This is a genomic window from Haemophilus parainfluenzae (genome assembly GCF_900450995.1).
Lineage (GTDB): Bacteria > Pseudomonadota > Gammaproteobacteria > Enterobacterales > Pasteurellaceae > Haemophilus_D > Haemophilus_D parainfluenzae_O.
Map to the genome: position 1 here is coordinate 117,590 of NZ_UGHY01000002.1, position 25,593 is coordinate 143,182.

General features: G+C 39.4%; 25 protein-coding genes. 11 read left to right on the forward strand and 14 right to left on the reverse strand.

Annotated elements, in window-relative coordinates:
- Positions 1-31: 31 nt before the first annotated feature.
- A complete protein-coding gene (locus DX522_RS00665) occupies positions 32-1,096 on the forward strand; it encodes an MFS transporter (RefSeq protein ID WP_115179459.1) in 1,065 nt (354 codons plus the stop codon).
- A gap of 52 nt (positions 1,097-1,148) precedes the next feature.
- Here the strand turns inward: DX522_RS00665 and DX522_RS00670 are convergent, their stop codons facing one another.
- The gene (locus DX522_RS00670; RefSeq protein ID WP_049364110.1) at positions 1,149-1,403 is read right to left on the reverse strand and encodes a helix-turn-helix domain-containing protein; all 255 of its coding nucleotides are present in this window, start codon (positions 1,401-1,403) and stop codon (positions 1,149-1,151) included.
- 63 nt (positions 1,404-1,466) lie between these two features.
- Between DX522_RS00670 and DX522_RS00675 the strand changes: the two genes are divergently transcribed.
- Entirely contained in the window at positions 1,467-1,868 is a 402-nt protein-coding gene (locus DX522_RS00675; protein WP_049364109.1) for a membrane protein, read from the forward strand.
- Positions 1,869-1,928: 60 nt separating this feature from the next.
- On the opposite strand, the gene cysB is transcribed toward DX522_RS00675, so the two are convergent.
- From cysB to sucC, 5 genes are all read right to left on the reverse strand, one after another.
- Positions 1,929-2,900, reverse strand: coding sequence for an HTH-type transcriptional regulator CysB (gene cysB / locus DX522_RS00680; RefSeq protein ID WP_115179460.1), 972 nt, complete (start codon positions 2,898-2,900; stop codon positions 1,929-1,931).
- Between the two features lie 12 nt (positions 2,901-2,912).
- Positions 2,913-3,923, reverse strand: coding sequence for a 23S rRNA pseudouridine(2605) synthase RluB (rluB, locus tag DX522_RS00685; RefSeq protein WP_115179461.1), 1,011 nt, complete (start codon positions 3,921-3,923; stop codon positions 2,913-2,915).
- A gap of 39 nt (positions 3,924-3,962) precedes the next feature.
- Positions 3,963-4,586, reverse strand: coding sequence for an L-threonylcarbamoyladenylate synthase (locus DX522_RS00690; protein WP_115179462.1), 624 nt, complete (start codon positions 4,584-4,586; stop codon positions 3,963-3,965).
- A gap of 123 nt (positions 4,587-4,709) precedes the next feature.
- On the reverse strand, positions 4,710-5,579 hold the full coding sequence (gene sucD, locus DX522_RS00695; RefSeq protein WP_115179463.1) for a succinate--CoA ligase subunit alpha: 870 nt from the start codon (positions 5,577-5,579) through the stop codon (positions 4,710-4,712).
- 3 nt (positions 5,580-5,582) lie between these two features.
- Positions 5,583-6,749, reverse strand: a complete 1,167-nt coding sequence (gene sucC / locus DX522_RS00700; RefSeq protein ID WP_115179464.1) for an ADP-forming succinate--CoA ligase subunit beta — start codon at positions 6,747-6,749, stop codon at positions 5,583-5,585.
- A 144-nt stretch (positions 6,750-6,893) separates the two neighbouring features.
- On the opposite strand from sucC, the gene cytX reads away from it, so the two are divergent.
- On the forward strand, positions 6,894-8,072 hold the full coding sequence (gene cytX, locus DX522_RS00705) for a putative hydroxymethylpyrimidine transporter CytX (RefSeq protein ID WP_115179465.1): 1,179 nt from the start codon (positions 6,894-6,896) through the stop codon (positions 8,070-8,072).
- A 102-nt stretch (positions 8,073-8,174) separates the two neighbouring features.
- On the opposite strand, the gene odhB is transcribed toward cytX, so the two are convergent.
- The 4 genes from odhB to DX522_RS00725 all read right to left on the reverse strand — a co-directional run bounded on the left by odhB (position 8,175) and on the right by DX522_RS00725 (position 13,793).
- On the reverse strand, positions 8,175-9,401 hold the full coding sequence (odhB, locus tag DX522_RS00710) for a 2-oxoglutarate dehydrogenase complex dihydrolipoyllysine-residue succinyltransferase (RefSeq protein ID WP_115179466.1): 1,227 nt from the start codon (positions 9,399-9,401) through the stop codon (positions 8,175-8,177).
- Positions 9,402-9,457: 56 nt separating this feature from the next.
- A complete protein-coding gene (sucA, locus tag DX522_RS00715) occupies positions 9,458-12,265 on the reverse strand; it encodes a 2-oxoglutarate dehydrogenase E1 component (protein WP_115179467.1) in 2,808 nt (935 codons plus the stop codon).
- A gap of 150 nt (positions 12,266-12,415) precedes the next feature.
- Positions 12,416-13,006 carry a ComEA family DNA-binding protein gene (locus tag DX522_RS00720; RefSeq protein ID WP_115179468.1) on the reverse strand — a complete coding sequence of 197 codons (591 nt, stop codon included), beginning with the start codon at positions 13,004-13,006 and terminating at the stop codon, positions 12,416-12,418.
- Between the two features lie 124 nt (positions 13,007-13,130).
- On the reverse strand, positions 13,131-13,793 hold the full coding sequence (locus DX522_RS00725) for a Bax inhibitor-1/YccA family protein (protein ID WP_049375273.1): 663 nt from the start codon (positions 13,791-13,793) through the stop codon (positions 13,131-13,133).
- Positions 13,794-14,197: 404 nt separating this feature from the next.
- Between DX522_RS00725 and sfsA the strand changes: the two genes are divergently transcribed.
- The 6 genes from sfsA (at position 14,198) to DX522_RS00755 (ending at position 20,017) form a co-directional block, all read left to right on the forward strand.
- Complete coding sequence (sfsA, locus tag DX522_RS00730) at positions 14,198-14,914, forward strand: DNA/RNA nuclease SfsA (protein ID WP_111315962.1); 717 nt, start codon at positions 14,198-14,200, stop codon at positions 14,912-14,914.
- A gap of 207 nt (positions 14,915-15,121) precedes the next feature.
- Entirely contained in the window at positions 15,122-16,309 is a 1,188-nt protein-coding gene (tyrS, locus tag DX522_RS00735) for a tyrosine--tRNA ligase (RefSeq protein WP_115179469.1), read from the forward strand.
- Between the two features lie 75 nt (positions 16,310-16,384).
- Positions 16,385-17,311: an aminoimidazole riboside kinase gene (locus DX522_RS00740; protein ID WP_115179470.1), complete on the forward strand. Its 927-nt coding sequence runs from the start codon at positions 16,385-16,387 to the stop codon at positions 17,309-17,311.
- Between the two features lie 64 nt (positions 17,312-17,375).
- The gene (locus DX522_RS00745) at positions 17,376-18,833 is read left to right on the forward strand and encodes a glycoside hydrolase family 32 protein (RefSeq protein WP_115179471.1); all 1,458 of its coding nucleotides are present in this window, start codon (positions 17,376-17,378) and stop codon (positions 18,831-18,833) included.
- A gap of 78 nt (positions 18,834-18,911) precedes the next feature.
- Positions 18,912-19,286, forward strand: a complete 375-nt coding sequence (locus DX522_RS00750) for a transposase (protein WP_115179472.1) — start codon at positions 18,912-18,914, stop codon at positions 19,284-19,286.
- A complete protein-coding gene (locus DX522_RS00755; RefSeq protein WP_262054124.1) occupies positions 19,283-20,017 on the forward strand; it encodes an IS3 family transposase in 735 nt (244 codons plus the stop codon). The genes DX522_RS00750 and DX522_RS00755 overlap by 4 nt, the downstream gene beginning before the upstream one ends.
- A gap of 23 nt (positions 20,018-20,040) precedes the next feature.
- Here DX522_RS00755 and DX522_RS00760 read toward each other — a convergent pair whose 3' ends face one another.
- The 4 genes from DX522_RS00760 to map form a co-directional block, all read right to left on the reverse strand.
- Positions 20,041-20,814 (reverse strand): IS3 family transposase, encoded by a 774-nt coding sequence (locus DX522_RS00760; protein ID WP_115179474.1) that lies wholly within the window; start codon positions 20,812-20,814, stop codon positions 20,041-20,043.
- Positions 20,815-20,859: 45 nt separating this feature from the next.
- Entirely contained in the window at positions 20,860-21,213 is a 354-nt protein-coding gene (locus tag DX522_RS00765) for a helix-turn-helix domain-containing protein (RefSeq protein WP_115179475.1), read from the reverse strand.
- An 84-nt stretch (positions 21,214-21,297) separates the two neighbouring features.
- A complete protein-coding gene (gene glnD / locus DX522_RS00770) occupies positions 21,298-23,883 on the reverse strand; it encodes a bifunctional uridylyltransferase/uridylyl-removing protein GlnD (protein ID WP_115179476.1) in 2,586 nt (861 codons plus the stop codon).
- Positions 23,884-23,945: 62 nt separating this feature from the next.
- Positions 23,946-24,749 carry a type I methionyl aminopeptidase gene (gene map, locus DX522_RS00775; protein ID WP_049363100.1) on the reverse strand — a complete coding sequence of 268 codons (804 nt, stop codon included), beginning with the start codon at positions 24,747-24,749 and terminating at the stop codon, positions 23,946-23,948.
- Between the two features lie 125 nt (positions 24,750-24,874).
- Between map and erpA the strand changes: the two genes are divergently transcribed.
- A complete protein-coding gene (gene erpA, locus DX522_RS00780; protein ID WP_115179477.1) occupies positions 24,875-25,222 on the forward strand; it encodes an iron-sulfur cluster insertion protein ErpA in 348 nt (115 codons plus the stop codon).
- Between the two features lies 1 nt (position 25,223).
- Complete coding sequence (locus tag DX522_RS00785; RefSeq protein WP_197570528.1) at positions 25,224-25,577, forward strand: YacL family protein; 354 nt, start codon at positions 25,224-25,226, stop codon at positions 25,575-25,577.
- The last annotated feature ends 16 nt before the right edge of the window (positions 25,578-25,593 follow it).

Sequence of the window (25,593 nt, forward strand, 5' to 3'; positions counted from 1 at the left end):
AACGCGTGCTTTTCTTTTTTTTAATAAAACAATGAATTTACAAAAACTTTTATTGACTCGTCGTTTCTTTTCTACCCTTGCATTCTTTTCCATGCAAACGGTATTTTTCATCTATTTACAAGGAAAAGGCTTAAGTAACAGTGAAATAGCCTTTTCACTCTCGTTGCTTTTCTTCTGCAACCAAGCATTAGCGATTTTAGCCGGTATCTGGGGCGATCGTTTTGGACTGGCTAAAATGATGTTACTCGGCTGCTTTTTAGATGTGATCGCCTACATCTTCTTTCTCTCTGCTGACAATTATATTCTGCTTTTAATTGCCACCACCTGTTTTGGCTTAGGCAGCTGTTTGTTTGGTACCAATGCGAAAGCCTGCCTATTGGTGCTCGCGGGTAAAGAATACAAAGAGAAAACTCGATTACAGGGAAAATATTTAAAAGTCACCTCCATGTCGTCTATGTTTGCGCCTTTATTGGTGATTCCATTTATCAAATACAATCACATTGAATCGCTGATTTGGGTCTGCTTTGCGATGGAAGCGATTCTCTTTGCCTTAATGGTTAAACCGTTTTATCAAATCCAAACCTTGCAGACCTTAGTGAAGTTTCGCTTTGCTCAAGTTAAAGAAATCATCACCAAAGAATTTTTATTTGTGCATTTGATGTTGTTTATTCCTCTTTCCATTGCAACATCATTCTTTGTGATCTTCCCGTTTCTTTTTGATAACAAATTAGGCATGCCAGAACACTCCCCCATTGCACTTTTTGTAAATGGTTTGTTGACTGTGTCACTACAAAGTTATTTCTCTCGAAAAATTAATTTAACGATTAAACAAACCCTATGGGTGGCGCCGATCTTGACTGTTGGTATTATCTTGCCTTGGTTTATTACGTTGAAATATATTTCTGTGGTTTCTGCTTATATTTACTTAGTCATCTTCACGGTGATTGAAGTCTATGCCTTAACGGCGATGGCGAATTTATTAGTAAAATTTGATAATGGCACTAACCGAGGTTTTATCTTTGGCTCATCACGATTATTGCTTTCCATCGCGACAGTTATCGTCATGAACTTAGTGCCACATTTATTTTTATTGTAAAAAAACGTATTGAGTAAATATCTCAATACACTTTTGTTAAACTATATCAATATTATACTCTAAATTTTTCTTCAATTTCTCTTAATACCTGAATAGGATCTAAATCAAGTCCTTTGCAATATTCGATGAATTCAAACACATCTAAACGACGATCTCCTGTCTCTACTTTTCCAATAAACGAATGTACAACGCCCAATTTTTCTCCAAATGCGCGTTGTGATAAACCTAGCTCTTTTCTTCGATTAAGCAATAATTCTCTTAACCAAATATATTCATCGGAATGAATAGATAATCTTAATTTTGTCATTGCACCTATTTTAGGTGCAGGTTATACTTGTACCCGTTTTAGGTTCAACCATAAGGAGATGTTATGTCATTTTTATCTAAGACTCTTGGTGGCTTATCAAAAGCTTACTATATTCGTCAATTTTTATTCGGGTTAATCTTTTTCGCATTTATGGTTGTTATGGGATATGACAGCTATAGTCGTACTGGTAACCCATCTATATTTCTTACTAATATAATCCTTGGATTGGTTTGTTTATTCTTATATCCTTATTCTCGATTTGTTTATGAAAGTATTATTGAATATATTTTAGGAAATAATGCTTTCTTTGTTAATGCTGTACTAATGCTTATAATTAAATTTATAACTATGATGCTGTGTTTTATGTTCGCAATATTTATCGCACCAATTGGCTTAACATACCTCTATTTTTATCATTCAAAACAAGAGAAACTTCAAAATCAGACTCAAAATGAAAAACAATAGCAAAAAGGACGCTATAACGCGTCCTTTCCTTTATAAAAAGTTTAATTTTTAACTGCTATTTTACTTCACATCTAATTCGACATTATCAAACAATTTCTTAACCGCATTGTTATCACGCAATCTCTCGGCTTTTTCAACCATTGGTCGGGTTAAGTGTGGAGAGAAAAATTCGATAAAATCGTACATATAGTTGCGTAAGAAAGTACTGTGTTTAAAGGCAATTTGCGTCATACTCGCACGGAACAAATGCCCTGCATCAATCGCCACTAAATCCTTATCTGCTGGAGTATGCGCCATAGATGCCATAATGCCCACACCTAATCCTAAACGCACATAAGTTTTAATCACGTCTGCATCCGTTGCGGTAAACACAATATTCGGCAGAATCCCCGCTCGGTTAAACGCATAGTCCAAATCAGACACGCCGGTAAAACCAAAGGTATAAGTGACTAACGGATATTTCCCCAACTCCTCAACAGTAAGATTTTTCACTTTTGCCAAAGGATGGTCAGGTTTAACAATCACCGAACGATTCCACAAATAGCAAGGCAATTGAATCAAATCATCAAAAAGATATGGTGCTTCTGTCGTAATTGCTAAATCTACTTCACCAGAAATCAACGCATCGTGAATTTGCGTCGGTGAACCTTGATGAATATGCAAGCTCACATCCGGATATTGTTTAGAGAAACGTTCTACCACAGCTGGCAGCATATAACGCGCTTGTGTATTGGTTGTTGCGATGCGTAACACACCATGATTCGGACAAGTATATTCATTGGCTATTGATTTAATGCTTTGCGCTTTCACTAGAAGCTCACGAGCAATAGCGACGATCTTTTTACCCGCCGGCGTGATAGATTTAATGTGTTTACCATTACGCTCAAAAATCTCTAAACCTAATTCATCTTCTAACAAGCGAACTTGTTTACTAATACCAGGTTGAGAGGTGTAAAGCGCATTCGCGGCTTCAGTCACATTTAAATTTTGGTTTACAATCTCAACAATGTAGCGAAGTTGCTGCATTTTCATCGCGAATACCACCTATTTTTTATAGCGTTTACTTAACTCAGTATAACGTTTTACTGCTTTACGAATTTGACCTGATTTTGGTCGGCGACGAGGTTTTGTTACGTCTAATTTGGTTTCGGTTTCTGGTGGTAAGCCCACTAACTCACGTAGATAGTTGACGTTTTCCAGATCCATTTCTTCCCAGCCACCACGCGGTAAGCCTTTCATTAGCTTAATGTTGCCGTAACGAATACGAATTAAGCGACTCACTTGAATACCTTGTGATTCCCATAGGCGACGCACTTCACGGTTACGACCTTCCATTAAGGTCACATCGTACCATTGGTTAATTCCAACACCGCCCGCAAATTTGATTTCTTTGAAATTGGCTGGACCATCTTCCAACTGCACGCCTTTACGTAAACGCGCTAACATGGCATCGTCCACTTGACCAAATACACGCACGGAATACTCTCGCTCAACTTCACGGCTTGGGTGCATTAAACGGTTAGCTAATTCACCATCTGTCGTGAAAAGTAATAAGCCAGAAGTATTAATATCTAAACGACCGACTGCAATCCATCTTGCACCATTTAAGCGTGGCAAACGGTCGAATACAGTTGCGCGACCTTCTGGATCGCTACGAGTACAAAGTTCGCCTTCGGGTTTGTAATACATCAACACTCGGCATACTTCTTTTTGTGCTTGTTGAAGATTGATGATACGACCATCAATACGCACTTTTATACCAGAATGTACATCGATACGATCACCAAGAGTCGCCATTTTGCCATCGACACTCACACGATTTTCAGCAATCATCGCTTCAATTTCACGACGAGAGCCTTGTCCTGCACGCGCAAGCACTTTCTGTAATTTTTCACCTTCTACAGTCGATTGATGAGATGGTTTAGCTACCTTAGCTTTAGGGGTTGATTTGATGTCAGAATTGACCGCTCTTTTACGTTCTTTACGCTCAAAGTTCGGCTGCTTTCCCGCTTGTTTTTCACGTTCTTGTCTGACTGGTTTTTGGATAGGTTTCATCTGTTTTCCTTTGTCGCTTTCCCAAGCGTCTAAAATAAGTTAAATGAAAGGAGCGGTACTACCACTTCCTTCACGTAAAATTACTGGCGATTCTTCCGTTAAATCGACCACCGTTGTTGGCTCTTGACCTAAATAACCACCATGAATAATTAAATCCACTTGACGTTCTAAATATTCACGAATCTCTTCTGGATCGGAATAAGTCATATGTTCATTATCAGGCAACATCAGTGAGCAAGATAGAATCGGCTCACCTAATGCGTTCAATAAATCTAAAGCGATTTGGTTATCCGGCACACGCAAACCAATGGTTTTGCGTTTTGAGGTCATTAATCGACGTGGAAGTTCTTTCGTTGCCGTCAAAATAAAAGTATAACGCCCCGGCGTATTGTTTTTAATTAAACGATAAGCCGAATTGCTCACCGTTGCGTAGGTTGAAAGCTCGGATAAATCGCTACATACCAACGTAAAATTATGCCCTTCTGGCAATTTACGAATCGCCACGATACGATCCATCGCATGTTTATCACCTATCATACAGCCTAAGGCATAGCCCGAATCTGTCGGGTACACAATGATACCACCTTGATGCAAGATTTCTACCGCTTGATTAATCAAACGCGCTTGCGGGTTTTCAGGGTGGATATAGAAAAATTGGCTCATAATTTTGTCCTTAAAAAACTGACGAGATTATACACCGATTTAGATGCAGGTTATAAGAATTTGTTATAAAAAACGACCGCACTTTGAAAACTAATCCAAAGTGCGGTCCATTTTTGAAGTATTTTACTTCAATAATTCACGGAGGGCTGAACCGATTTCAGCAAGACTTCTCACCGTTTTCACGCCAGCCGCTTCAAGTGCAGCAATTTTATCTGCAGCCGTCCCTTTTCCGCCACTGATAATCGCACCTGCGTGTCCCATACGCTTGCCTTTTGGCGCTGTCACACCTGCAATATAAGCCACCACAGGTTTTGTCACATGAGATTTAATGAACGATGCCGCCTCTTCTTCTGCTGAGCCTCCGATTTCACCAATCATCACGATAGCTTCAGTTTCAGGATCTTCTTGGAATCGTTTAAGAATATCAATGAAGTTAGATCCTGGAATAGGATCGCCACCGATCCCTACGCAAGTAGATTGACCAAAACCTTCATCTGTTGTCTGTTGTACCGCCTCATAGGTTAAAGTACCCGAACGAGAAACTATCCCTACTCTGCCTTTTTTATGGATATTGCCCGGCATAATCCCAATCTTGCATTCATCTGGTGTAATCACGCCTGGGCAATTCGGGCCGATCATCACCACACCCGTTTCATTTAACTTTTGTTTTACCAACAGCATATCCAATGTTGGGATACCTTCTGTAATACAGACCACTAATTGAATACCAGCATCAATGGCTTCTAAAATAGCATCTTTACAAAATGGTGCGGGCACATAAATCATAGTTGCCGTAGCCCCTGTAGTTTGCACCGCTTCACGCACTGTATTAAATACCGGCAAACCTAAGTGAGTTGTTCCGCCTTTATTCGGTGAAACGCCACCCACTAACTTTGTGCCATAAGCCAATGCCTGTTCGCTGTGAAATGTCCCTTGGACACCAGTGAAACCTTGGCAAATTACTTTTGTCTCTTTATTAATTAAAATCGCCATAAATTATTCTCCTTTTGCCGCTTTCACTGCCGCTTGTGCTGCTTCTTGTAAACTATGTGCTGCAATTAAATTCACTCCACTTTCGGCTAAAATTGCTCTGCCTTGTGGGGCATTGGTTCCTTCTAATCGAACCACAACAGGCACTTTTACACCGACTTCTTGAATCGCCGCTACGACACCTTCAGCAATAAGATCACAGCGTACAATTCCACCAAAAATATTTACTAAGACTGATTTCACATTTTTATCGGTAAGAATAATCTTGAAGGCTTCAGCAACACGTTCTTTCGTTGCACCGCCACCAACATCAAGGAAGTTTGCAGGGTTACCACCATATAATTTCACGATATCCATTGTACCCATAGCTAGTCCGGCGCCATTAACCATACAGCCGATATCTCCTTCTAAGGCGACATAATTGAGCTGATATTTTTCTGCTTCTGCTTCGCGTGAATCACTTTGATTTAAATCGCGTAAGGCTAACAAATCAGGATGACGATAAAGTGAGTTATCATCAATGCCTACTTTCGCATCGAGACAAATTAAATGACCTTCTTTCGTCACCACGAGTGGATTCACTTCAACTAAAGAAAAATCTTTTTCGATAAAAAGCTGCGATAATTTCACAAAAATAGCAGCAAATTGCTTATTTTGCTCGCCACTTAAACCTAGTTTAAAGGCTAATCCACGACCTTGATATGGCATTCCACCAACCAAAGGATCAATGGCGACTTTATGAATTAGCTCAGGTGTTTCTCTTGCCACATCTTCAATATTCATGCCTCCCGCTGAAGACGCCATAAAAACAACTTTCTGTGAAGCACGATCAATCACCGCACTTAAATAAAGCTCCTTATCAATCTGGCTGGTTTCTTCAATATAAATGCTATTAACGGGTTGGCCTTTTTTATCGGTTTGGAAGGTAACTAAATGTTGGCCAAGCCATTTATGTGCAAAAGCACGCGCTTCTTCTGCATTATGCACGAGCTTCACACCACCGGCTTTTCCGCGGCCACCTGCGTGAACTTGACATTTCGCTATCCAAACATCACCATTCAGCTGAAAAAGTGCCATTTCAGCTTCATCTGGCGTTTGGCACACGACACCCTCACTCACTGGCAGAGCATATTGCTTAAAAAGCTGCTTAGCTTGGTACTCATGTAAATTCATATTTCCTTCCTATTTTTGATGCTGTTTAGCGAAACAAACAAAAATTTGACCGCACTTTGTTTTATTTTAAATCTGGACTTGCCCTTTCTATATTAAGTTATATACTGGGACAGAATAACCACAACGCTTGTTAAGGATAACAACATGCAAACGAAAAAATCAAGCAATCTTGCAATTGCGCTCATTTGGTTTACTGCTGCTATTTCAATGGCAGAAATTCTCACCGGTACTTGGTTTGCGCCACTAGGGTGGCAACAAGGTTTAATTGCCATCGTCGTTGGACACTTTATTGGTGGTTCGATGTTTTTCTGTGCAGGTTACATCGGTGCAAAAACCCAAAAAAGTGCCATGCAAACGGTACAAATATCATTTGGTGAAAAAGGTTCTGCGCTTTTCTCTTTACTCAATGCCATGCAACTGATGGGATGGACTGCTGTCATGATTTATATGGGGGCTGACGTCATTTCTATCTTAAATCAAACAGCTGATGCTTCCATCTTTCCATTCCTAACACTTGGCTTAGGCATACTCATCATACTTTGGCTACTACTCGGCTTCACTAAATTAGGTATCTTCAAAAGCCTCTCACTTGTCACCATGTTTTTACTGATGCTGTGGCTAAGTATTCAAGTAGCTAATAAGCCATTTATTACCATGGATGTTGCACAAAATATTAAATTTGGTACTGCTGTAGAAATTGCTGCCATCATGCCACTTTCTTGGTTACCAGTAGTATCTGACCACACGAAGAACAGCGAAACACCATTTAAAACGACAGCACTTTCAACGCTAACTTATACCGCGACCAGCTGCTGGATGTATGCTCTCGGCTTAGGTGCAGCATTAGTGACCGGTAAATCTGAAATCTCACAAATTCTTTCCCTTGCTGGTGTAAGTGTTATTGGTGTATTAATTGTCATCGCCTCTACCATGATTAACACTGCACTTCCCGCCTATTCCACCGGCATGAGTTTAAACAACATTTTCCCTCAATTAAAAGTCACGCCAGTCTCCGTACTTACCGTGATTGTAGGCATTATATTAGCCTCAACCTTACCAGTGACAGAATACGAACATTTCTTGTTCTTTATTGGTTCAGTATTCGCGCCAATGATCGCTGTGCTTATCGCTGATTTCTTTGTGCTTAAACAGCATGATGTTAAAAAATCTGTTGATAGTATCGGACTCGGCGTTTGGTTTGTCGGCTTCGTACTCTATCGTTTCCTCATGACAAAAGGTTGGGAAACCGATTTAGGTCTGACTTTCCCTGTTATCATCATTACCTTTATCTTAGCAATCTTAGTACGCAAAATAGCTAAATAAAGATCGGATTTTAACTATAGAAAGGCGGGCATTGTTCCCGCCCTTTTATTCACATCAATGTAAAAAAGGCTTTTTCCCTGAAAAGAGAAAAAGCCTATGTGCTTAGATTTCTAATAATAAACGAGTTGGGTCTTCTAATAAGTCTTTAATCGCCACTAAGAAACCGACTGATTCACGACCATCAATTAAGCGGTGGTCATAAGATAAGGCTAAATACATCATCGGACGAATCACCACTTGGCCATCTACCGCAACCGGGCGATCTTTGATGGCATGCATGCCTAAAATTGCACTTTGCGGTGGATTGATAATTGGTGTAGACATTAAAGAACCAAATACACCGCCATTAGTAATGGTGAAGTTACCACCTGTTAAATCTTCAACGGTTAATTTACCATCGCGGCCTTTTTCTGCTAGTGCTTTAATTTGTTTCTCAATATCTGCCATGCTCAGTTTATCGCAGTTGCGTAATACAGGTGTTACCAAACCACGCGGCGTTGAAACGGCAATGCTAATATCAAAATAGTTGTGATACACAATGTCATCACCGTCAATTGAAGCATTCACCTCAGGATAACGTTTTAACGCTTCAACTACGGCTTTAATGTAGAAAGACATAAAGCCTAAACGCACACCATGTTGTTTCTCAAATTTCTCACCGTATGTTTTACGTAATTTCATAATCGGCTGCATATCCACTTCATTGAATGTAGTGAGCATTGCAGTGGTATTTTTCGCTTCCAATAAACGTTCCGCAATACGTTTACGTAAACGGGTCATTGGTACGCGTTTTTCTGAACGAGAGCTATATGCCACGGTGCTAATGGTATTCTGCTCTGTCGCTACATCTTGTTTCGCTTTTTGAGCATCACGTCTTGCTACTTCGCGAGCAATATCTTCACGGGTAATACGGCCTCCCACACCAGAGCCTTGAATTTTCTCTGCATCTAAATCGTGTTCAGCTAATAAACGACGAATAGCTGGACCTTGATCCGCTGAATTATTATGGCTATTTTCAATGGCTGCTCTTTGACGATCGGCTGGTGTTGGCTCATTGTCTTTCACCGTTTCAGTTGAAATATCGCCCGCCTGTTGGGTTGAAAGTTTACCTAAAAGCTGTTTACTTACTACCGTTGCCCCTTCTTCTTGAAGAATTTCAACCACCACACCATCGCTTAATGCCGGCACTTCAAGTACCACTTTATCTGTTTCGATTTCCACTAAAACTTCGTCACGTTTTACGGTATCACCGACTTTTTTATGCCATGTTGCAACAGTTGCATCCGCAACGGATTCTGGTAAATCTGGAACAAGAATTTCGATTGTCATTTTATTTTCCTTTAAATTATTCTTTTTTTTAAATTACTAAAATTTTGACCGCACTTTTACAGTGTCAGTGCATCTTCTACCAATTGTTTTTGCTGTTTGGTGTGTAAAGACATGTAACCTACCGCTGGTGAAGCTGAGGCTGGACGTCCTGCGTATTTTAACTTCACATGCTCAGGAATTGAGCTGTCAAAGTTATGTTTACTGCAATACCAAGCCCCTTGGTTTAATGGCTCTTCTTGACACCACACAAAATCTGTCACATGAGAATAAGGCTCTAGGGCTTTCTTCACATCTTCATGTGGATACGGATAAAGCTGCTCAATACGAATAATCGCCACATCTGTTTGGTTATTCGCTCGACGTTGTTCCAAGAGATCGTAATACACTTTACCTGAGCATAGGACTACGCGTTTAACTTGTTTCGGATCGATGTTATCAATTTCACCAATGACTGTTTGGAATGTGCCATTTACTAATTCATCTAAACTTGACACGGCAAGTGGATGACGTAATAAAGATTTTGGTGAAATACCAATTAATGGACGACGCATTTTACGGATCGCTTGACGACGTAACATGTGGTAAACCTGTGCTGGTGTAGATGGGATACACACTTGCATATTCTGTTCTGCACAAAGTTGTAAATAACGTTCTAAACGAGCTGATGAGTGCTCTGGACCTTGGCCTTCATAACCATGTGGTAATAACATCACTAAACCACACATTCTGCCCCATTTTTGTTCGCCAGAACTAATAAATTGGTCAATCACTATTTGTGCACCATTTGCGAAGTCACCAAATTGTGCTTCCCAAATGGTTAATGTTTTTGGATCTGTCGTCGCATATCCATATTCAAAAGCCAATACGGCTTCTTCGGATAAGACTGAATCCCACACCTCAAAACGACCTTGGTTGGCATGTAAATGTGTTAATGGCACATAACCTGTACCGTCATTTTGATTGTGCACAACCGCATGTCGATGGAAGAACGTACCACGTCCCGCATCTTCACCCGATAAACGAACATTAGCGCCTTCATCTAATAAGGTTGCGTATGCCATAGTTTCCGCCATACCCCAATCGAACAATTTCTCACCTTTTGCCATTTCACGGCGATCTGCATAGATTTTTTCGACACGAGAATGCGCACGCAAGCTTTCTGGATATTCACTGACACGCTCCGCTAAAGTTTGGAAACGCTCTTGCGGGAATTTACTTTCGTAAGGGGATGTCCAGTCATAGTTAAGATATTGCAACCAATCCATTTGGGCGGTATCCATTTCTCGCCATTCTTTCACTACGCGATCACCATTATCTAAGGCATCACGATAGAGATTCATCATTTCAATGGCTTCTTCTTCGGTAATCACCCCTTCAGCAATTAAACGATCTGCATAGACTTTACGTGGCGTTGGATGTTTTTTAATGATGCTATACATCATTGGTTGAGTGGCTAATGGTTCATCAGCCTCATTATGACCATGACGACGATAAGAAATCAGATCAATGAAGATATCGCGTTTGAATAAATTGCGATATTCCACCGCCATTCTCGCGGCAAAAGCAACCGCTTCTGGATCATCACCATTCACATGAATAATCGGTGCCTGAATCATTTTCGCGATATCAGTACAATATTCTGTTGAGCGGGTGTCATTTGGGTTAGAGGTGGTGAAACCAATTTGGTTATTGATCACAATACGGATTGTTCCACCAACGGTATAACCACGTGCATTGGACATATTTAAGGTTTCTTGTACGACACCTTGTCCCGCTACTGCGGAATCCCCATGAACGGTAACCGCTAATACTTGATTACGCTCTGTATCATTCTTTTTCGTTTGACGAGAACGTACCGCACCAATAACCACTGGGCTAACAATTTCTAAGTGCGACGGGTTAAATGCAAGGGTTAAATGCACACGACGCTCACCGACTGCGAAGTCAGAAGAGAAACCTTGGTGGTATTTCACATCACCTGTACGCTCGCCTGAATGTTTACCCGCAAACTCGTCGAAAAGATCTTCTGGTTTCTTACCGAGCACGTTTACTAACATGTTTAAACGACCACGGTGTGCCATACCAAACATCACATCTTTTACGCCTTGTTTGCTCGCATGGCGAATAATTTCTTTCATCAATGGAATAAAGGCATCACTTCCCTCTAAAGAGAAACGTTTTGCCCCTGGGAATTTTGCACCGAGATAACGTTCTAAGCCATCTGCAGCGGTCAATTCGCTTAATAAATTAATTTTTTCTTCTTTGGTAAAGAGCGGTTTATTTAATTGGCTTTCTAATTTGCTTTGTAGCCAACTTTTTTGCTCCATATCCTGAACATGCATAAACTCAAGACCAATTGAGCCACAATAGGTCTCTTTCAGCATTTCAGCTAAATCACCTAATTTGATGTTATCGCGATGATAGACATAGTGATTAATATTGAAGGTTTCATTGAGATCCTGTTCGGTAAAACCATAATAACGGTAATCCAACTCAGGGACGGTGGAGACTTTCCAACGATAATAATTGATTGGGTCAAGTTTTGCTTCTAAATGACCACGGAAGCGATAAGCATTGATAAATTGGAGGACTTTAACTAATTTTGCACTGGCTTCTGGATCGATAACCGTCACGGCTTCTGTTATATTTTCTCTCGCTAAGCGACGGAAATAATCACGGACTGGTGAATGTGGTTGCTCTACTGCGGTTGTTTTCGGCAATGCATCAAATGTAGCTCGCCAACTTTCATCGACTGAAGATGGATCTTCTAAATAACTTTCGTATAACTCTTCAATATACGATTGATTCGCCCCACCTAAAGCAGTTGAAGCCAACCATTCATCAAAGGCATTATAATGCTGCATATCTACCCCTTGTATTACATGATGTTATCTGTACATTATACATAGGATGTAAAAAGAAATAATCCTCCAAATCACACTTTGTTACAATTTTGTGATCTACTTCAATAAAAAAACCGCACAGAAAGTGCGGTCTGTTTTATCTATGTTTTCTTAGAAACTTAAGAATGGTGTGATTTTTTCAATTGTGGCTTCACCGATACTATCAATATTTGAAAGTTCGGCAGCACTTTTGATTTTGCCCACTTTGTTACGATAATCAATAATCGCTTGTGCTTTTTTCTCACCGATACCAGAAAGTTTTTGTAAGGTTTCTGCATCCGCTTTATTGATATTTACTTTTGCAGAAGAAGCCACTTTCTCTTTAGCTGACTCTTTTGTTGAAGCCGCCTTTTCTTTTGCTTCTTTTACTTTATCTGCTGCTTTTGTTTTTGCATCAGTTGCTTTTTCTTTTAGCGCTGATGCTTTCTCTTTTACCGCATCTTTTGCAGAAGTCGCTTTTTCTTTAACCTCTTTTACTTTATCTAATGCAGTTGATTTTGTTGAACTTGCACTATCTGTCATTGATTTAAGCTTATCATTTGCTGCATTTTTCATATCAGCTTTTGTGCTTTCAACCATTGATTTTGAATTTGTTACAACATCTTCTTTTGTTGGCAATACGGCAATATTCGTTGCCAATGCAGAACCTGATACCGCTAATGCGAGTGATGTTAATGTTAAAAATGATTTTAAAGATTTCATAAAAACTCCTGTTTTATTATTGATAGGTTCCACGAGCAAACCTGTATGCTAAGACTTCTCTTCAGAAAATTAGTTCAAAACAAAAAACGCCCCTAATAAGGAGCGTCTTTAAATTTAATACTGACTAGTCATCGCTTGAGAAGATAGAAAGTAATCTTAATAAGCTAATGAACAAGTTGTAAATTGATACATAAATATTCACAGTTGCACGAATATAGTTTGTTTCACCACCGTGAATAATATTGCTGGTTTCATAAAGGATTGTCATCGTTGAGAACACCACAAACAATGCACTGATCCCGACCGCTAGTGCAGGAATTTGGAAGAAGAAGCTTGCCACAATCCCTAACAATAACACGATAAATAATGAGAAAATTGCGGTAGAAAGGAAAGACATATCTTTCTTCGTAGTGAGCACATAAGCTGAACAAGCAAAGAAGACGATTGCTGTACCTGCGAAGGCAAGCATAATTAAATCTTCCATTCCTCTCGCCACATACATGTTTAAAATTGGCCCGATGGTATAGCCCATAAACCCAGTAAATGCGAATGCAGCTAAGATTCCCCACGCACTATTTGCTAAACGGTTTGTGACAAAAAGTAAACCATAAAAACCTACAAGTAACACGATAAGATTTGGATAAGGCAAGTTCAAACTCATAGAAATATAAGCAACAACTGCCGAAAATGCCATCGTTAATCCCAATAAGAAATAAGTATTACGTAGCACTTTATGTGTGCTAAGTAGTGATTCTTCCTGTGAATTAACAACAATGCGAGATTGCATAAAAGCTCCTTATTTTACAAAGAATAAAGTTGATGAAACATCAATCCGTAAAGTAAGGGCTATAGGTCAAAAAGTCAATGGTAAATCAAGAATTTGTTTTAATTTTTAAATTTAAGAAGGTAAAAGTGCGGTCAATTTTAAAGGTTATTTTCTATATGTGTTATAGCAAATAAATTAACTTACTCAACAAGCCGAATTACATTATAATGAACCTCATTTTTACATATATTGTATTCATGTATTTCTAGCATGATTACACTAGTATCTACGACACAAGCATCGTCTAGAAAAAATTGCGCTTAGTTGTCACTATTGAATAATATTTACTAAACATTCATAAAGACAAAGTGCGGTTAATTTCATCATTAAATTTGACCGCACTTTCTTTTGAAAAGGAATAAGATATGCAACTCCCTACCCTACAATCCGCAAAATTAATTCGCCGCTATAAACGCTTTTTAACCGATATTGAATTACCAAATGGCGAAGTGATCACGATTCATTGTGCAAATACTGGTGCAATGACTGGCTGTGGTGAAAAAGGGGATACCGTTTGGTACTCTCATTCTGATAGCCAAACTCGTAAATATCCACACAGTTGGGAATTAACGCAATTAGCAAATGGCCAACTTGTTTGCATTAATACTCACAGATCCAATCAGTTAGTCTTTGAAGCCTTGCAAAATAAACAAATCAAAGAACTCGCTATGTATGATGAAATTTATCCTGAAGTGAAATATGGTGAAGAAAATAGCCGTATCGACTTCTTACTTAAAGGTGAGGGCTTGCCAGATTGTTATGTTGAAGTGAAATCAATCACTTTTGTAAAAGGCACATTAGGGATGTTTCCCGATGCGGTGACTACTCGTGGACAAAAACATGTTCGCGAGCTTTTAGCCATGAAAAAACAAGGACATCGCGCCGTTGTTCTCTTTGCTGGATTACATGATGGCTTCGATCGTTTTAAAATCGCTGAGTTTGTAGACCCTGAATATGATCGTCTTTTAAAGGACGCCAAATCTCAGGGCGTTGAAGCTTATGCTTATGCGGGAAAATTTGACATTTCAGATGGCATTCCGACCGCACTTTCTCTCACAGAAAGTGTACCTTACATCGATTAAAAAATAATTGAGAATTATTTGCATTTTGTTATTGACAAGACATTTGATAATAGTTATCATCTAACTATTCCAAAAACAAACAGATAATCACTCCAACTTCACGCCTATTTCCCCACAAATAGGCGTTTTTTTTCATCTCAATCTTTTCATTTCAGCCATATTCTCTATAATGTAGCCTTTAATATTAAAATAACATTAGGAAATAGAATGACTGATATTAATACCGTTCTCGCAGAACTAAAACGCGGTACTGATGAGATTCTTTCTGAAGCAGATTTAATCGAAAAACTGAAAGAAAATCGCCCACTTAAAATTAAACTTGGTGCAGACCCTACTGCTCCAGATATTCACTTAGGGCATACCGTGGTATTAAACAAACTTCGTCAATTCCAACAATTAGGCCACGAAGTCTATTTCTTAATCGGTGATTTCACGGGGATGGTCGGTGATCCATCTGGTAAAAATACCACTCGCCCACCGCTCAGCCGCGAAGATGTGCTTCGCAATGCGGAAACCTATAAAGAACAGATTTACAAAATTCTAGACCCACAAAAAACGAAAATCGTATTCAACTCTGAATGGTTGGGTAAATTGGGTACTGAAGGGATGATCCGTTTAGCAAGTAACTACACCGTAGCGCGTATGCTAGAACGTGATGACTTCAAAAAACGTTTTGGTAACAATCAACCTATCGCAATTCACGAATTTATTTATCCTTTATTACAAGGTCATGACTCTGTTGCATTAGAAGCTGACGTGGAACTTGGTGGTACTGACCAAAAATTTAACTTACTTGTTGGTCGTGAATTACAAAAATCAGCTGGTCAGAAACCACAAGTAGCGATTACGCTTCCATTACTTGTTGGTTTAGACGGTGAGAAGAAAATGTCTAAATCATTAGGTAACTACATCGGCGTGACAGATGCACCAAGCGATATGTTCGGTAAAATTATGTCGATCTCGGATGAATTAATGTGGGATTGGTATAACTTACTTTCTTTCCGTCCACTCACTGAAATTGCTGAATTAAAAGCAGAAGTAGCAAATGGTAAAAACCCACGTGATGTGAAGATTTTATTAGCCAAAGAAATCATTGCACGTTTCCATGATGAAGCAGCGGCAGAGACGGCTGAGCAAGAATTTATTAACCGTTTCCAAAAAGGTGCAATGCCAGATGAAATGCCTGAATTCACCTTTGAGGGCGAAATGGGTTTAGCAACCTTATTAAAAGAAGCGGGACTGGTTCCTTCTACTTCTGAAGCGATTCGATCAGCGAAACAAGGTGGTGTAAAAATCAATGGCGAAAAAGTCGAAGACATGAAAGCCAATGCGCCAAAAGGTACAAACGTTTACCAAGTCGGTAAACGTAAGTTCGCTCGTGTAACCATCGCATAAAACACCTATGAAAATGACCGCTCTTTTTAAGTGCGGTTATTTTTTAACTGATATCCACAATAGAGGGAAAATAATATGAGCCAAAAAATCTGGGTAACCGGCGATGCGGTTGTCGATCTTATTCCTGACGGTGAAAATCATTATTTACGCTGTGCCGGTGGTGCGCCAGCAAATGTGGCTGTTGGCGTAGCTCGATTAGGCAGCCAAAGTGCCTTTATTGGTCGAGTAGGTAACGATCCGCTTGGCCAATTTATGCAAGATACCTTAAATGCGGAAAATGTGAATACACAACATATGATTTTAGATCCGCAACATCGAACCTCTACGGTTGTGGTTGGTTTAGATAATGGCGAACGCAGCTTTACCTTTATGGTAAATCCAAGTGCAGATCAGTTCTTACAAGCTAGCGATTTACCGTCTTTCCAACAAGGTGAATGGCTACATTGCTGCTCTATCGCGCTGATTAATAATCCATCTCGCGAAGCGACTTTCGAAGCCATTCGTCGTATTAAAGCTGCTGGCGGTTTCTTCTCTTTTGACCCAAATTTACGTGAATCACTTTGGTCTAGCCTAGAAGAAATGAAAACCGTGGTAATGGAAACGGTTGCATCAGCTGATGTATTGAAATTCTCTGAAGAAGAATTAACGCTTTTAACCAATACTGACAGCCTTGAAAAAGCCTTTGAAAAAGTGACCGCACTTTATCCTGAAAAATTGATTATCGTGACCTTAGGTAAAGATGGCGCGCTCTATCACTTAGAAGGTAAAAAAGATGTGATTGCAGGAAAAGCCTTACAACCGATTGATACAACGGGTGCAGGCGATGCCTTTGTTGGCGGCCTGCTTGCAGGACTTTCACAGCATCCAAACTGGAAAGAAAATGATGTGCTTGTGCAAATTATTCGTCAAGCCAATGCTTGTGGTGCCCTTGCTACGACAGCAAAAGGGGCGATGTCTGCACTACCAAATAAAGCACAATTAACAGCGTTCCTAGCCCACTAAGGATCAAAGGTGCAAGTTATTGCACCTTTTACTTACCCGATCACATTAACGAGGCACGATCACGATGATTATTTTCAATAATGGCAAATACAAAAGCATCCTAGCCGCAGAAAAAGGCGAACTCGCAGAAATTGCTGAAACCGTGCAAAAAGACAAAGATTTTCGACCGCACTTTCATATTGCCCCACCAACTGGCTTAATGAATGATCCGAATGGTTTGATCTTTGATGGTGAAAAGTATCATCTGTTCTACCAATGGTTTCCATTCGATGCAATTCACGGGATGAAACATTGGAAGCATTTAATCACGAAAGATTTCCAATATTATCAACCAGCAGATGGTCTGATTCCTTGCGAGCTTTTTGAGTCTCACGGCTGTTATTCTGGTGGCGCTTTAAAAGTTGATGACAAATTGGCCATGTTCTATACCGGCAATACTCGTCGACCAAGTGATAATCAACGCGTGCCTTATCAAAATTTAGCAATGTTTAATCTTAATGGGAAATTGCTTAGCAAACGTCCGTTAATTGAAAATGAGCCTGAAGGCTATACAGAGCATGTTCGTGATCCTAAACCGTATTTTACTGAAGACGGAAAAATCCGTTTTATCTGTGGTGCACAGCGAGAAAACCTCACAGGAACAGCCATTATTTTTGAAATGGACAATCTTGAAGATACGCCTCGTTTATTAGGTGAGCTTTCCTTGCCTGCTTTTGATAATAAAAACGTGTTTATGTGGGAATGCCCTGACCTATTGAAACTCGGTGATAAAGATGTGTTTATTTGGTCACCACAAGGTAAAGATCGAGAAGCACATCAATTCCAAAATAATTATCATGCGACTTATGCTGTGGGTAAATTAACAGATTTAACCTTTGAAGCAGAATATATCGGCGAATTAGATCAGGGCTTTGATTTCTACGCACCACAAACGTTTGGCGGCTTAGATAATCAAACTCATGCCGTGCTTTTCGGTTGGATTGGTTTACCTGATTTAACTTACCCAACAGACAAATTTAAATGGCATTCAGCTTTAACCTTGCCAAGAGAATTGTGCTTAGAAGGGACAAAAATTTATCAACGTCCGATTGCAAAAATATACGAAAATCTGACCGCACTTTCAGCGCGTCATCTTGGTGAGAAAGCGGATATTGCCAATTTAGATCGTGCCTATCTTAAATTTGAGGCAAATAACCAAGCCTTTGACTTAACCTTCTTACAAAATGAAAAAGGACAATCACTGCGCCTATCTTATGAAAATGGCTTGATCTGCTTAGATCGCAGTCAAAGCGAACAAACGGAATTAATGGAGAAATTCGATACAAAACGCTTCTGCGAAATTGAAAATCTTCAGACTGTTGAAATTTTCTTTGATCGCTCAATTATTGAAATTTTCTTTAATCATGGTGAAAAAGCCATGACATCAAGATTTTTCATTGAGAACAGAAAAAATACAATAAGCAGTAGCCGTCCATTGGATTTAACGATCGGTTATTTACCAGCTATTCATTATGACAAATAATCAGCTCAAGTGCGGTTAAAATTAACCGCACTTTGATCTGCACCCCAAAACCTGGACACCTAATTTGAGGTGCAGATTATGTCCTACCCTTATCAATTTCGTTTGAAAATTATCAAACTCGTCACCGAACAGGATTATGGTATCCGTGAGGTGGCTAAACTTCATCAAATTTCCCACGCTCTCGTCATTTATTGGCTAAAAGCATTTCGGGAAAGAGGGCTTGATGGCGTAAAATCGCCTTATAAAAACCTTCAAACACCGAAAATAGCGAAGCCAAAGATGAAAAAGAAAGACATTGAAATTCCAGAAACCACAGACTTTTCACCTAAAGCGTTTAAAAAGTTACAACGAGAGCTCTCCTTGGCTCGTGCGGAGATTGCTTACCTAAAGGAGTTGGAGAAGCTCGACCGTCAAAAACAACGACAGAAAAAAGAAAAATCATTGAAAGATTGAAGCCAAACTATGCATTAAATAATTTACTTAGTGTGGCTAAAATGCCTCGCTCAAGCTTTTACTATAAAGAGGTTAAGCGAAATTATCACGAGGTAAAAGAGGCTATCTTATCGCTGTATAAAAAGAACAGAAAACGAGATGGTTATCGCCCCATGACGTTTAAATTACGCCAAATGGGTTTTAATTTGAATCATAAAACGGTGTTAAAGCTGATGAACGAGTTAGGTATTCATTCCATTTTACGCAAGAAAAGACATGGAAAACGTGGAAAAACATCGCATATTGCCCCGAATTTGCTGAATCGTGATTTTACAGCAACGGCACTCAATCAAAAATGGGTAACGGATGTAACGGAATTTCATGTTGGTCAAGAAACGCTTTATTTTTCACCGTTGATGGACTTGGCTAACCGAGAAATTATTGCCTATAACTTTGCGACACGCCCGAAGTTTTCATTGGTAAAAAAGATGTTAGAACAAGGGCTTAGTCGGCTTAAACCGACAGAATGCCCGATTATTCATAGTGACCAAGGTGTATTGTATGGCACGGCGGAATGGGTGAAAATGTTGGAAGGTAAAGCGGTTCAAAGTATGAGTCGCCGAGGAAATTGCTACGATAATGCGGTGATTGAAAGTTCTTTTGCGATACTAAAATCAGAGTGTTTTTACTCTCGGACTTATCATTCAATTGCTGAATTACAGGCTGAAATTGAAGAATATTTAGTGTATTGATCTGACCCCAAAAAGTTAGACTGTTATTTAAAGGATTGTTTTCGATATTGTATCGGACTCAGTCCTTTTAATTTTAGTTGAATCCGTCGATGATTATAGTAATCCAAATAATCTCTGACAGCATCAACTATCTCTTCTTTTGTTTTAAATTCCCGACCATAAAAACATTCCGTTTTTAATCGCCCAAAGAAACTTTCCATCGCAGCATTGTCCAAGCAATTCCCTTTTCTCGACATACTTTGAATGATGCCATGTTCAGCCAAGATTCGACGATAAGCTACCATTTGATATTGCCAGCCTTGGTCTGAATGTAAAATGCTACCACTTGTTTTATTTAATCGCTTAACCGCTCGCTTTAACATCTTCTCCACCTGTGCCCAGTTTGGGGAATAACTGAGGGTATATGAGACTATCTCATTGTTAAATAAATCTAATATTGGGGATAAGTAGACTTTACTACCATCTTTTGCTTTAAACTCAGTCACATCCGTTACCCACTTTTGGTTCGGCTTGGTAGCCGTAAAATGGCGTTCTAGATGATTGGGTGCGATATGGCCAATCGTCCCTCGATACGTCGTCAAATTTTTGCTTTTTCTTACCCGCACTTGAAGTTCAAGCTCTCGCATTAAACGTTGGATTTTCTTATGATTCACGCTCAGTAAACAGGCGTGAACCCGTCGATAACCATAATCGGGATGCTTTGCTTTAATCTCGATAATCGCAGCTTTAAGTCCTTTATCCTTATCCGGCTTAACCTGGCGTCGAACAAAAAACGTACTGCGCGCTAAGCCTGCAATACCTAATAGCGCTACCTAATAGCGCTTTCAGGGGATAATGGGCTCTTAACTTTTGGATAACTTCCGCTGCCTGGCTTCTTCCTGAAGTCTGAGCTTTCTCAACTCCTTTAGGTAAGCGACCTCCGCTTCAAGCTGTAAAATTCTCAGGCGCAAGCGGTCTTCTTCTGTTTTAGGTGGAGGAGGCATTCTGGCGTATTTAGGTTTCATTGGCGGTCGTCCTGATGGTTTATAAGGAATAAGCCCTTTTATGCCACTTTTTTCAAAGCGTTTCAACCAGGTTCCGACTAATGTGTCAGAGGGAATATTGTAAAAACGAGCTGCTTCTCGAATGCTCATTTTTCCTTTTAGAATAGGTTGAAGGACCTGTAATTTAAATGCTATTATGTCGTATTTACCCATAAAAAATCTGCACCTCAATTGTTGGTTTGTTGAGTCCAACTTTTGGGGTGCAGATCAAATTTAACCGCACTTTTTTATTTCACATTATAATCGCTCATAGAGCACGTTTTCTAACAATCTTCTTTCCTCTTCGGTTAATGCGGTGCCTTTCTCATTTGTTAGAATAAAAAAGTCTTCGGCTTTTTCTCCCACTGTCGTGATTTTTGCATTACAAATATTGAGTTTTAACTCTGTAAAAATTTGACTGATTTGAGCCAATAAACCTGGTTTATCTAAAGCCACCACTTCTAATTCGGTATGCTCTTTTTTAGTTTCTTTCAAAAAACATACATCTGTTTTTACGGTGAAATGTTGCAACTGTCGATTATTTGCAAAAGACATTGACGGCAATTTTTCGCCTAATAAAACAGAAGTTAATACCGTCTCTAATTCTCGGCGACGTTCTGAACGAACCAATTCACCATTTAATTCTGTGATGATAAAGCTGTCGAATACATAGCCATCATCGGATGTTAAAATTTGCGCATCATGAATACTGAATTTTTTCGCACCAATAGTTGAGACCACTTTATTAAACAAATTAGCTTGATCGGGGCAATAAACGAAAATTTCAGTCCCACCGCTAGAAAAACGGTTACTGATTTTAACGAGTACTTCACCATCAAATTCGGTTAATAACTCGGTATGCCACGCAATTTGTTTTGGGCTATTTCGTAAAAAATAATCATCTGGACAACCTTGCCAGAGTGCTAAAATTTTTTCTTCTGATAATTCTGGTTGACCTTCAGATAAAATTGCCAGTGCCAATTGGCGATTTTCAAGGATCTTTTCTTTATTATCTAATAATAAATTCATCCCTTGTCGGAATTGTTGTGACGTATAATCATAGAGTGAGGCAAATAAAGAACGTTTCCAGCTATTCCACAAGGTACCGTTTGTTGCACAAATATCGGCAACAGTCAAACAAGTGAGATAATCTAAACGCACATGATTTTGTACACTTTCCGCAAAGCTCATGACGACTTCAGGATCATGAATATCTCGACGCTGTGCGGTAATTGACATAAGCAAATGCTCTTTCACTAGCCAACCCATAGTTTCAATTTCTCGACGATCAAAACCATGCAAACGGGCAAATTCAACAATATCTTCAGCACCTAGCTCTGCATGCTCCCCTCCTCGACCTTTCGCAATATCATGGAAAAGTGCGGCAACATAAAGCAAAGTGCGGTCAGGAATTTGAGTAAATATTTGATGGCAAATCGGATGGGATTCTGCCTCATCTTCGGCTAAGAAACTTTCCAATTTCAACATCACTCGCAAGGTATGCTCATCCACCGTGTAAATATGGAAGAGATCAAATTGCATCAAGCCTTCAATCCCCTGCCATTTTGGCAAATAAGCCGTTAACACACCATATTGGTGCATTGAGAGGAATGCTCGCTGAATCGCTTTTGGTTGATTAAATAACCGAATAAACTTCTCCCTTGCTTCAGGAATATCACATAATTTCTGTGCCAAACTTTCCAACGCAATCTGTAATTGACGTAATGTTGAAGAATGAATTTCGGCTTGTTCATGCTGCGTAAGATAGAAAAAAAGATCCAAAATACGATCTGGATAACGTAAAAACAGATCGTTTTTACGTAAACACAAACTTTGATTCACTAATTCAAAATTCTCATCCAAAGGATAAATAGAGAGCTCGCCATCTGTTGATAAAAAATGCTCTTTATAATGCTTAATCAGGATATCGGTCAGACGAGAAATCGTGCGTAAAGCTTGGAAAAAACGTTTCATCATTTTTTCGACACCACGGTTTCCCTCGCCTTCAAAACCAAGCATCTTGCTCACTTTAATTTGACGCTCAAACAGTAGTCGGTTGTCATAACGTTTTAAAATCAAGTGTAAAGCGAACCGCACTTTGAATAAAAATTCTTGGCTTTCTAATAATTGTTGGTGTTCTGATGGGTAAATAAAGCCGCTTTCCAAAATGCCATCAAGGGTCATTTCTCCGGTATGACGTAATGCGATCCAATATAAAAGATGAAGATCCCGCAAGCCACCAGGGCTGTATTTTAAATCAGGCTCTAAATTGTAACTGGTGTTGTGATAACGCTGATAACGCTCAATTTGCTCTTGAACTTTAGCATCAAAGAATGGTTTTACCGCCCAAAAATCTGGCTTTTTCAGTATTTCCTCTAAAGCATTGAAAAGGGATACATCTCCCGATAAATAACGAGACTCAAGCAAATTGGTTGCAATGGTAATGTCCTGTTTACCTTCCTTTTCACATTCTTCTAAAGAACGAACACTATGCCCTACGTCGAATCCACAATCCCACAAGAACTGCACAAACTGAGCAATTTTTTCTTCCGTTTCAATGCCTCTTTCTTCTTTTGAAAGAATAAGAACATCTAGGTCAGATAAAGGAAACATTTCTTGTCTGCCATAACCGCCTACCGCAATTAAGGTAAGATAAGCTTTATCTAGTTCAAATTGCTGCCAAAGCTGTTTTAACAAATCATCACAAAATTGTGTACGGTTAGCAATCAGCTCAAAAACAGAATAATCAGAAAAATGCTGACGTTCCAATTTCTTCAAATTTTCACGCTGAATTTTGACCGCACTTGGCGTGAGTGGAGAATCGAAATGATAAGGAAAAAGCATAAGTATTCCACAAACAAAACAATTATAAAAAAAAGCCCACTATCGTAGGCTTTTAGCTGAATTTAAAGGTTATTCATTATACGTTGAATTCGGCCTTCCGCAATTTCTTCATCGCGGATTGTCATGACTTCACAACCGGTTTCGGTCACGACAATTTGGTGTTCATATTGCGCTGAATGGCTACGGTCTTTGGTTTTTACTGTCCAACCATCGCCCATAACGCGTACTTCTTTTTTACCCGCATTGATCATTGGCTCAATGGTGAATACCATGCCAGGTTTTAAAACTACACCACCATCATCAGCATAATAGTGTAATACTTGAGGTTCGCAGTGGAATTCAGTTCCCACGCCGTGGCCACAGTACTCACGTACCACGCTAAAGCCTTGGCTTTCAGTATATTTTTGTACCGCTTTACCAATTTCATTTAAACGAATACCAGGCTTAACCGTACGTAATCCCACATAAAGCGCTTCTTGTGCGGCTTCAACCAATTTTTGGCTACGAATATTGGTTTTACCCACGACATACATCTTAGAGTTGTCTCCGAAATAACCGTCTTTAATCACGGTCACATCAATATTGACAATATCGCCCTGTTTTAATTTTTTATCGTCGCTTGGAATACCATGGCAAACCACCTCATTTATAGAAATACAGGTTGCTTTCGGGAAACCATGATAATTTAAGCAAGCAGGAATCACTTTTTGTACATTCACCATGTAATCATGACAAATGCGATCCAATTCACCTGTGGTAACCCCTTCTTTTACATAAGGTTCGATCATAACCAAAACATCAGACGCTAATTTACACGCTTCACGTAACTTAACAAGTTCTTCTTCAGTTCTTAATGGAATGCCCATTATTTCTCCTTATTTAATTCTGATTTATTCGCATATAATAGCACTAATTCCGTGAAAAATCTTGAATGAATTAACAGGTTATTAGATAATACAAGGATTATTTTTAGGAAAGTGGGGATAGATATATGTCAGATTCAGATATGGCCGTACCGCTAACTTTTACTGATGCGGCAGCCAATAAAGTAAAAAGCTTAATTAGCGAAGAAGAAAACAACGAATTAAAATTACGCGTGTACATCACTGGTGGTGGCTGCAGCGGTTTCCAATATGGTTTTACCTTTGATGATAAAGTCAATGAAGGCGACCTGACGATTGAAAAAGCCGGTGTGCAATTAGTGATTGATCCAATGAGTTTACAATACTTAATTGGCGGCACCGTTGATTACACTGAAGGCTTGGAAGGTTCTCGTTTTGTGGTGAACAACCCAAATGCAACCAGCACCTGTGGTTGTGGTTCTTCATTCAGCATCTAATATGGATTTTCAATTTACCCATTATCTAGGCAATGTGCACGCCAAATGTTCAATGGAACACATTGCGCTAGCCAATTGGTTTAATTCAGAAGTGCGGTCAAATCCTCAAGCGTTTTTGACCGCACTTTCTGCCTGTGAGCAGATTAAAAATAATGATGAAGTCACGCTGATTGGTGCCGAATACACGCTTTTTATCAATACCGATGAAGTGATGATTCGCGCCAATAACCTTGCGATTGAAACAGATGAAATTTTAGAAGACGACTTCCATTATTATGATGAAGAAAGTATTGCCTTCTGCGGTACAACAGACTTCATCCACTTTCTTAATGCCTATTTTGAATTTATTGCTTAACCTCATTCTCTGAAGC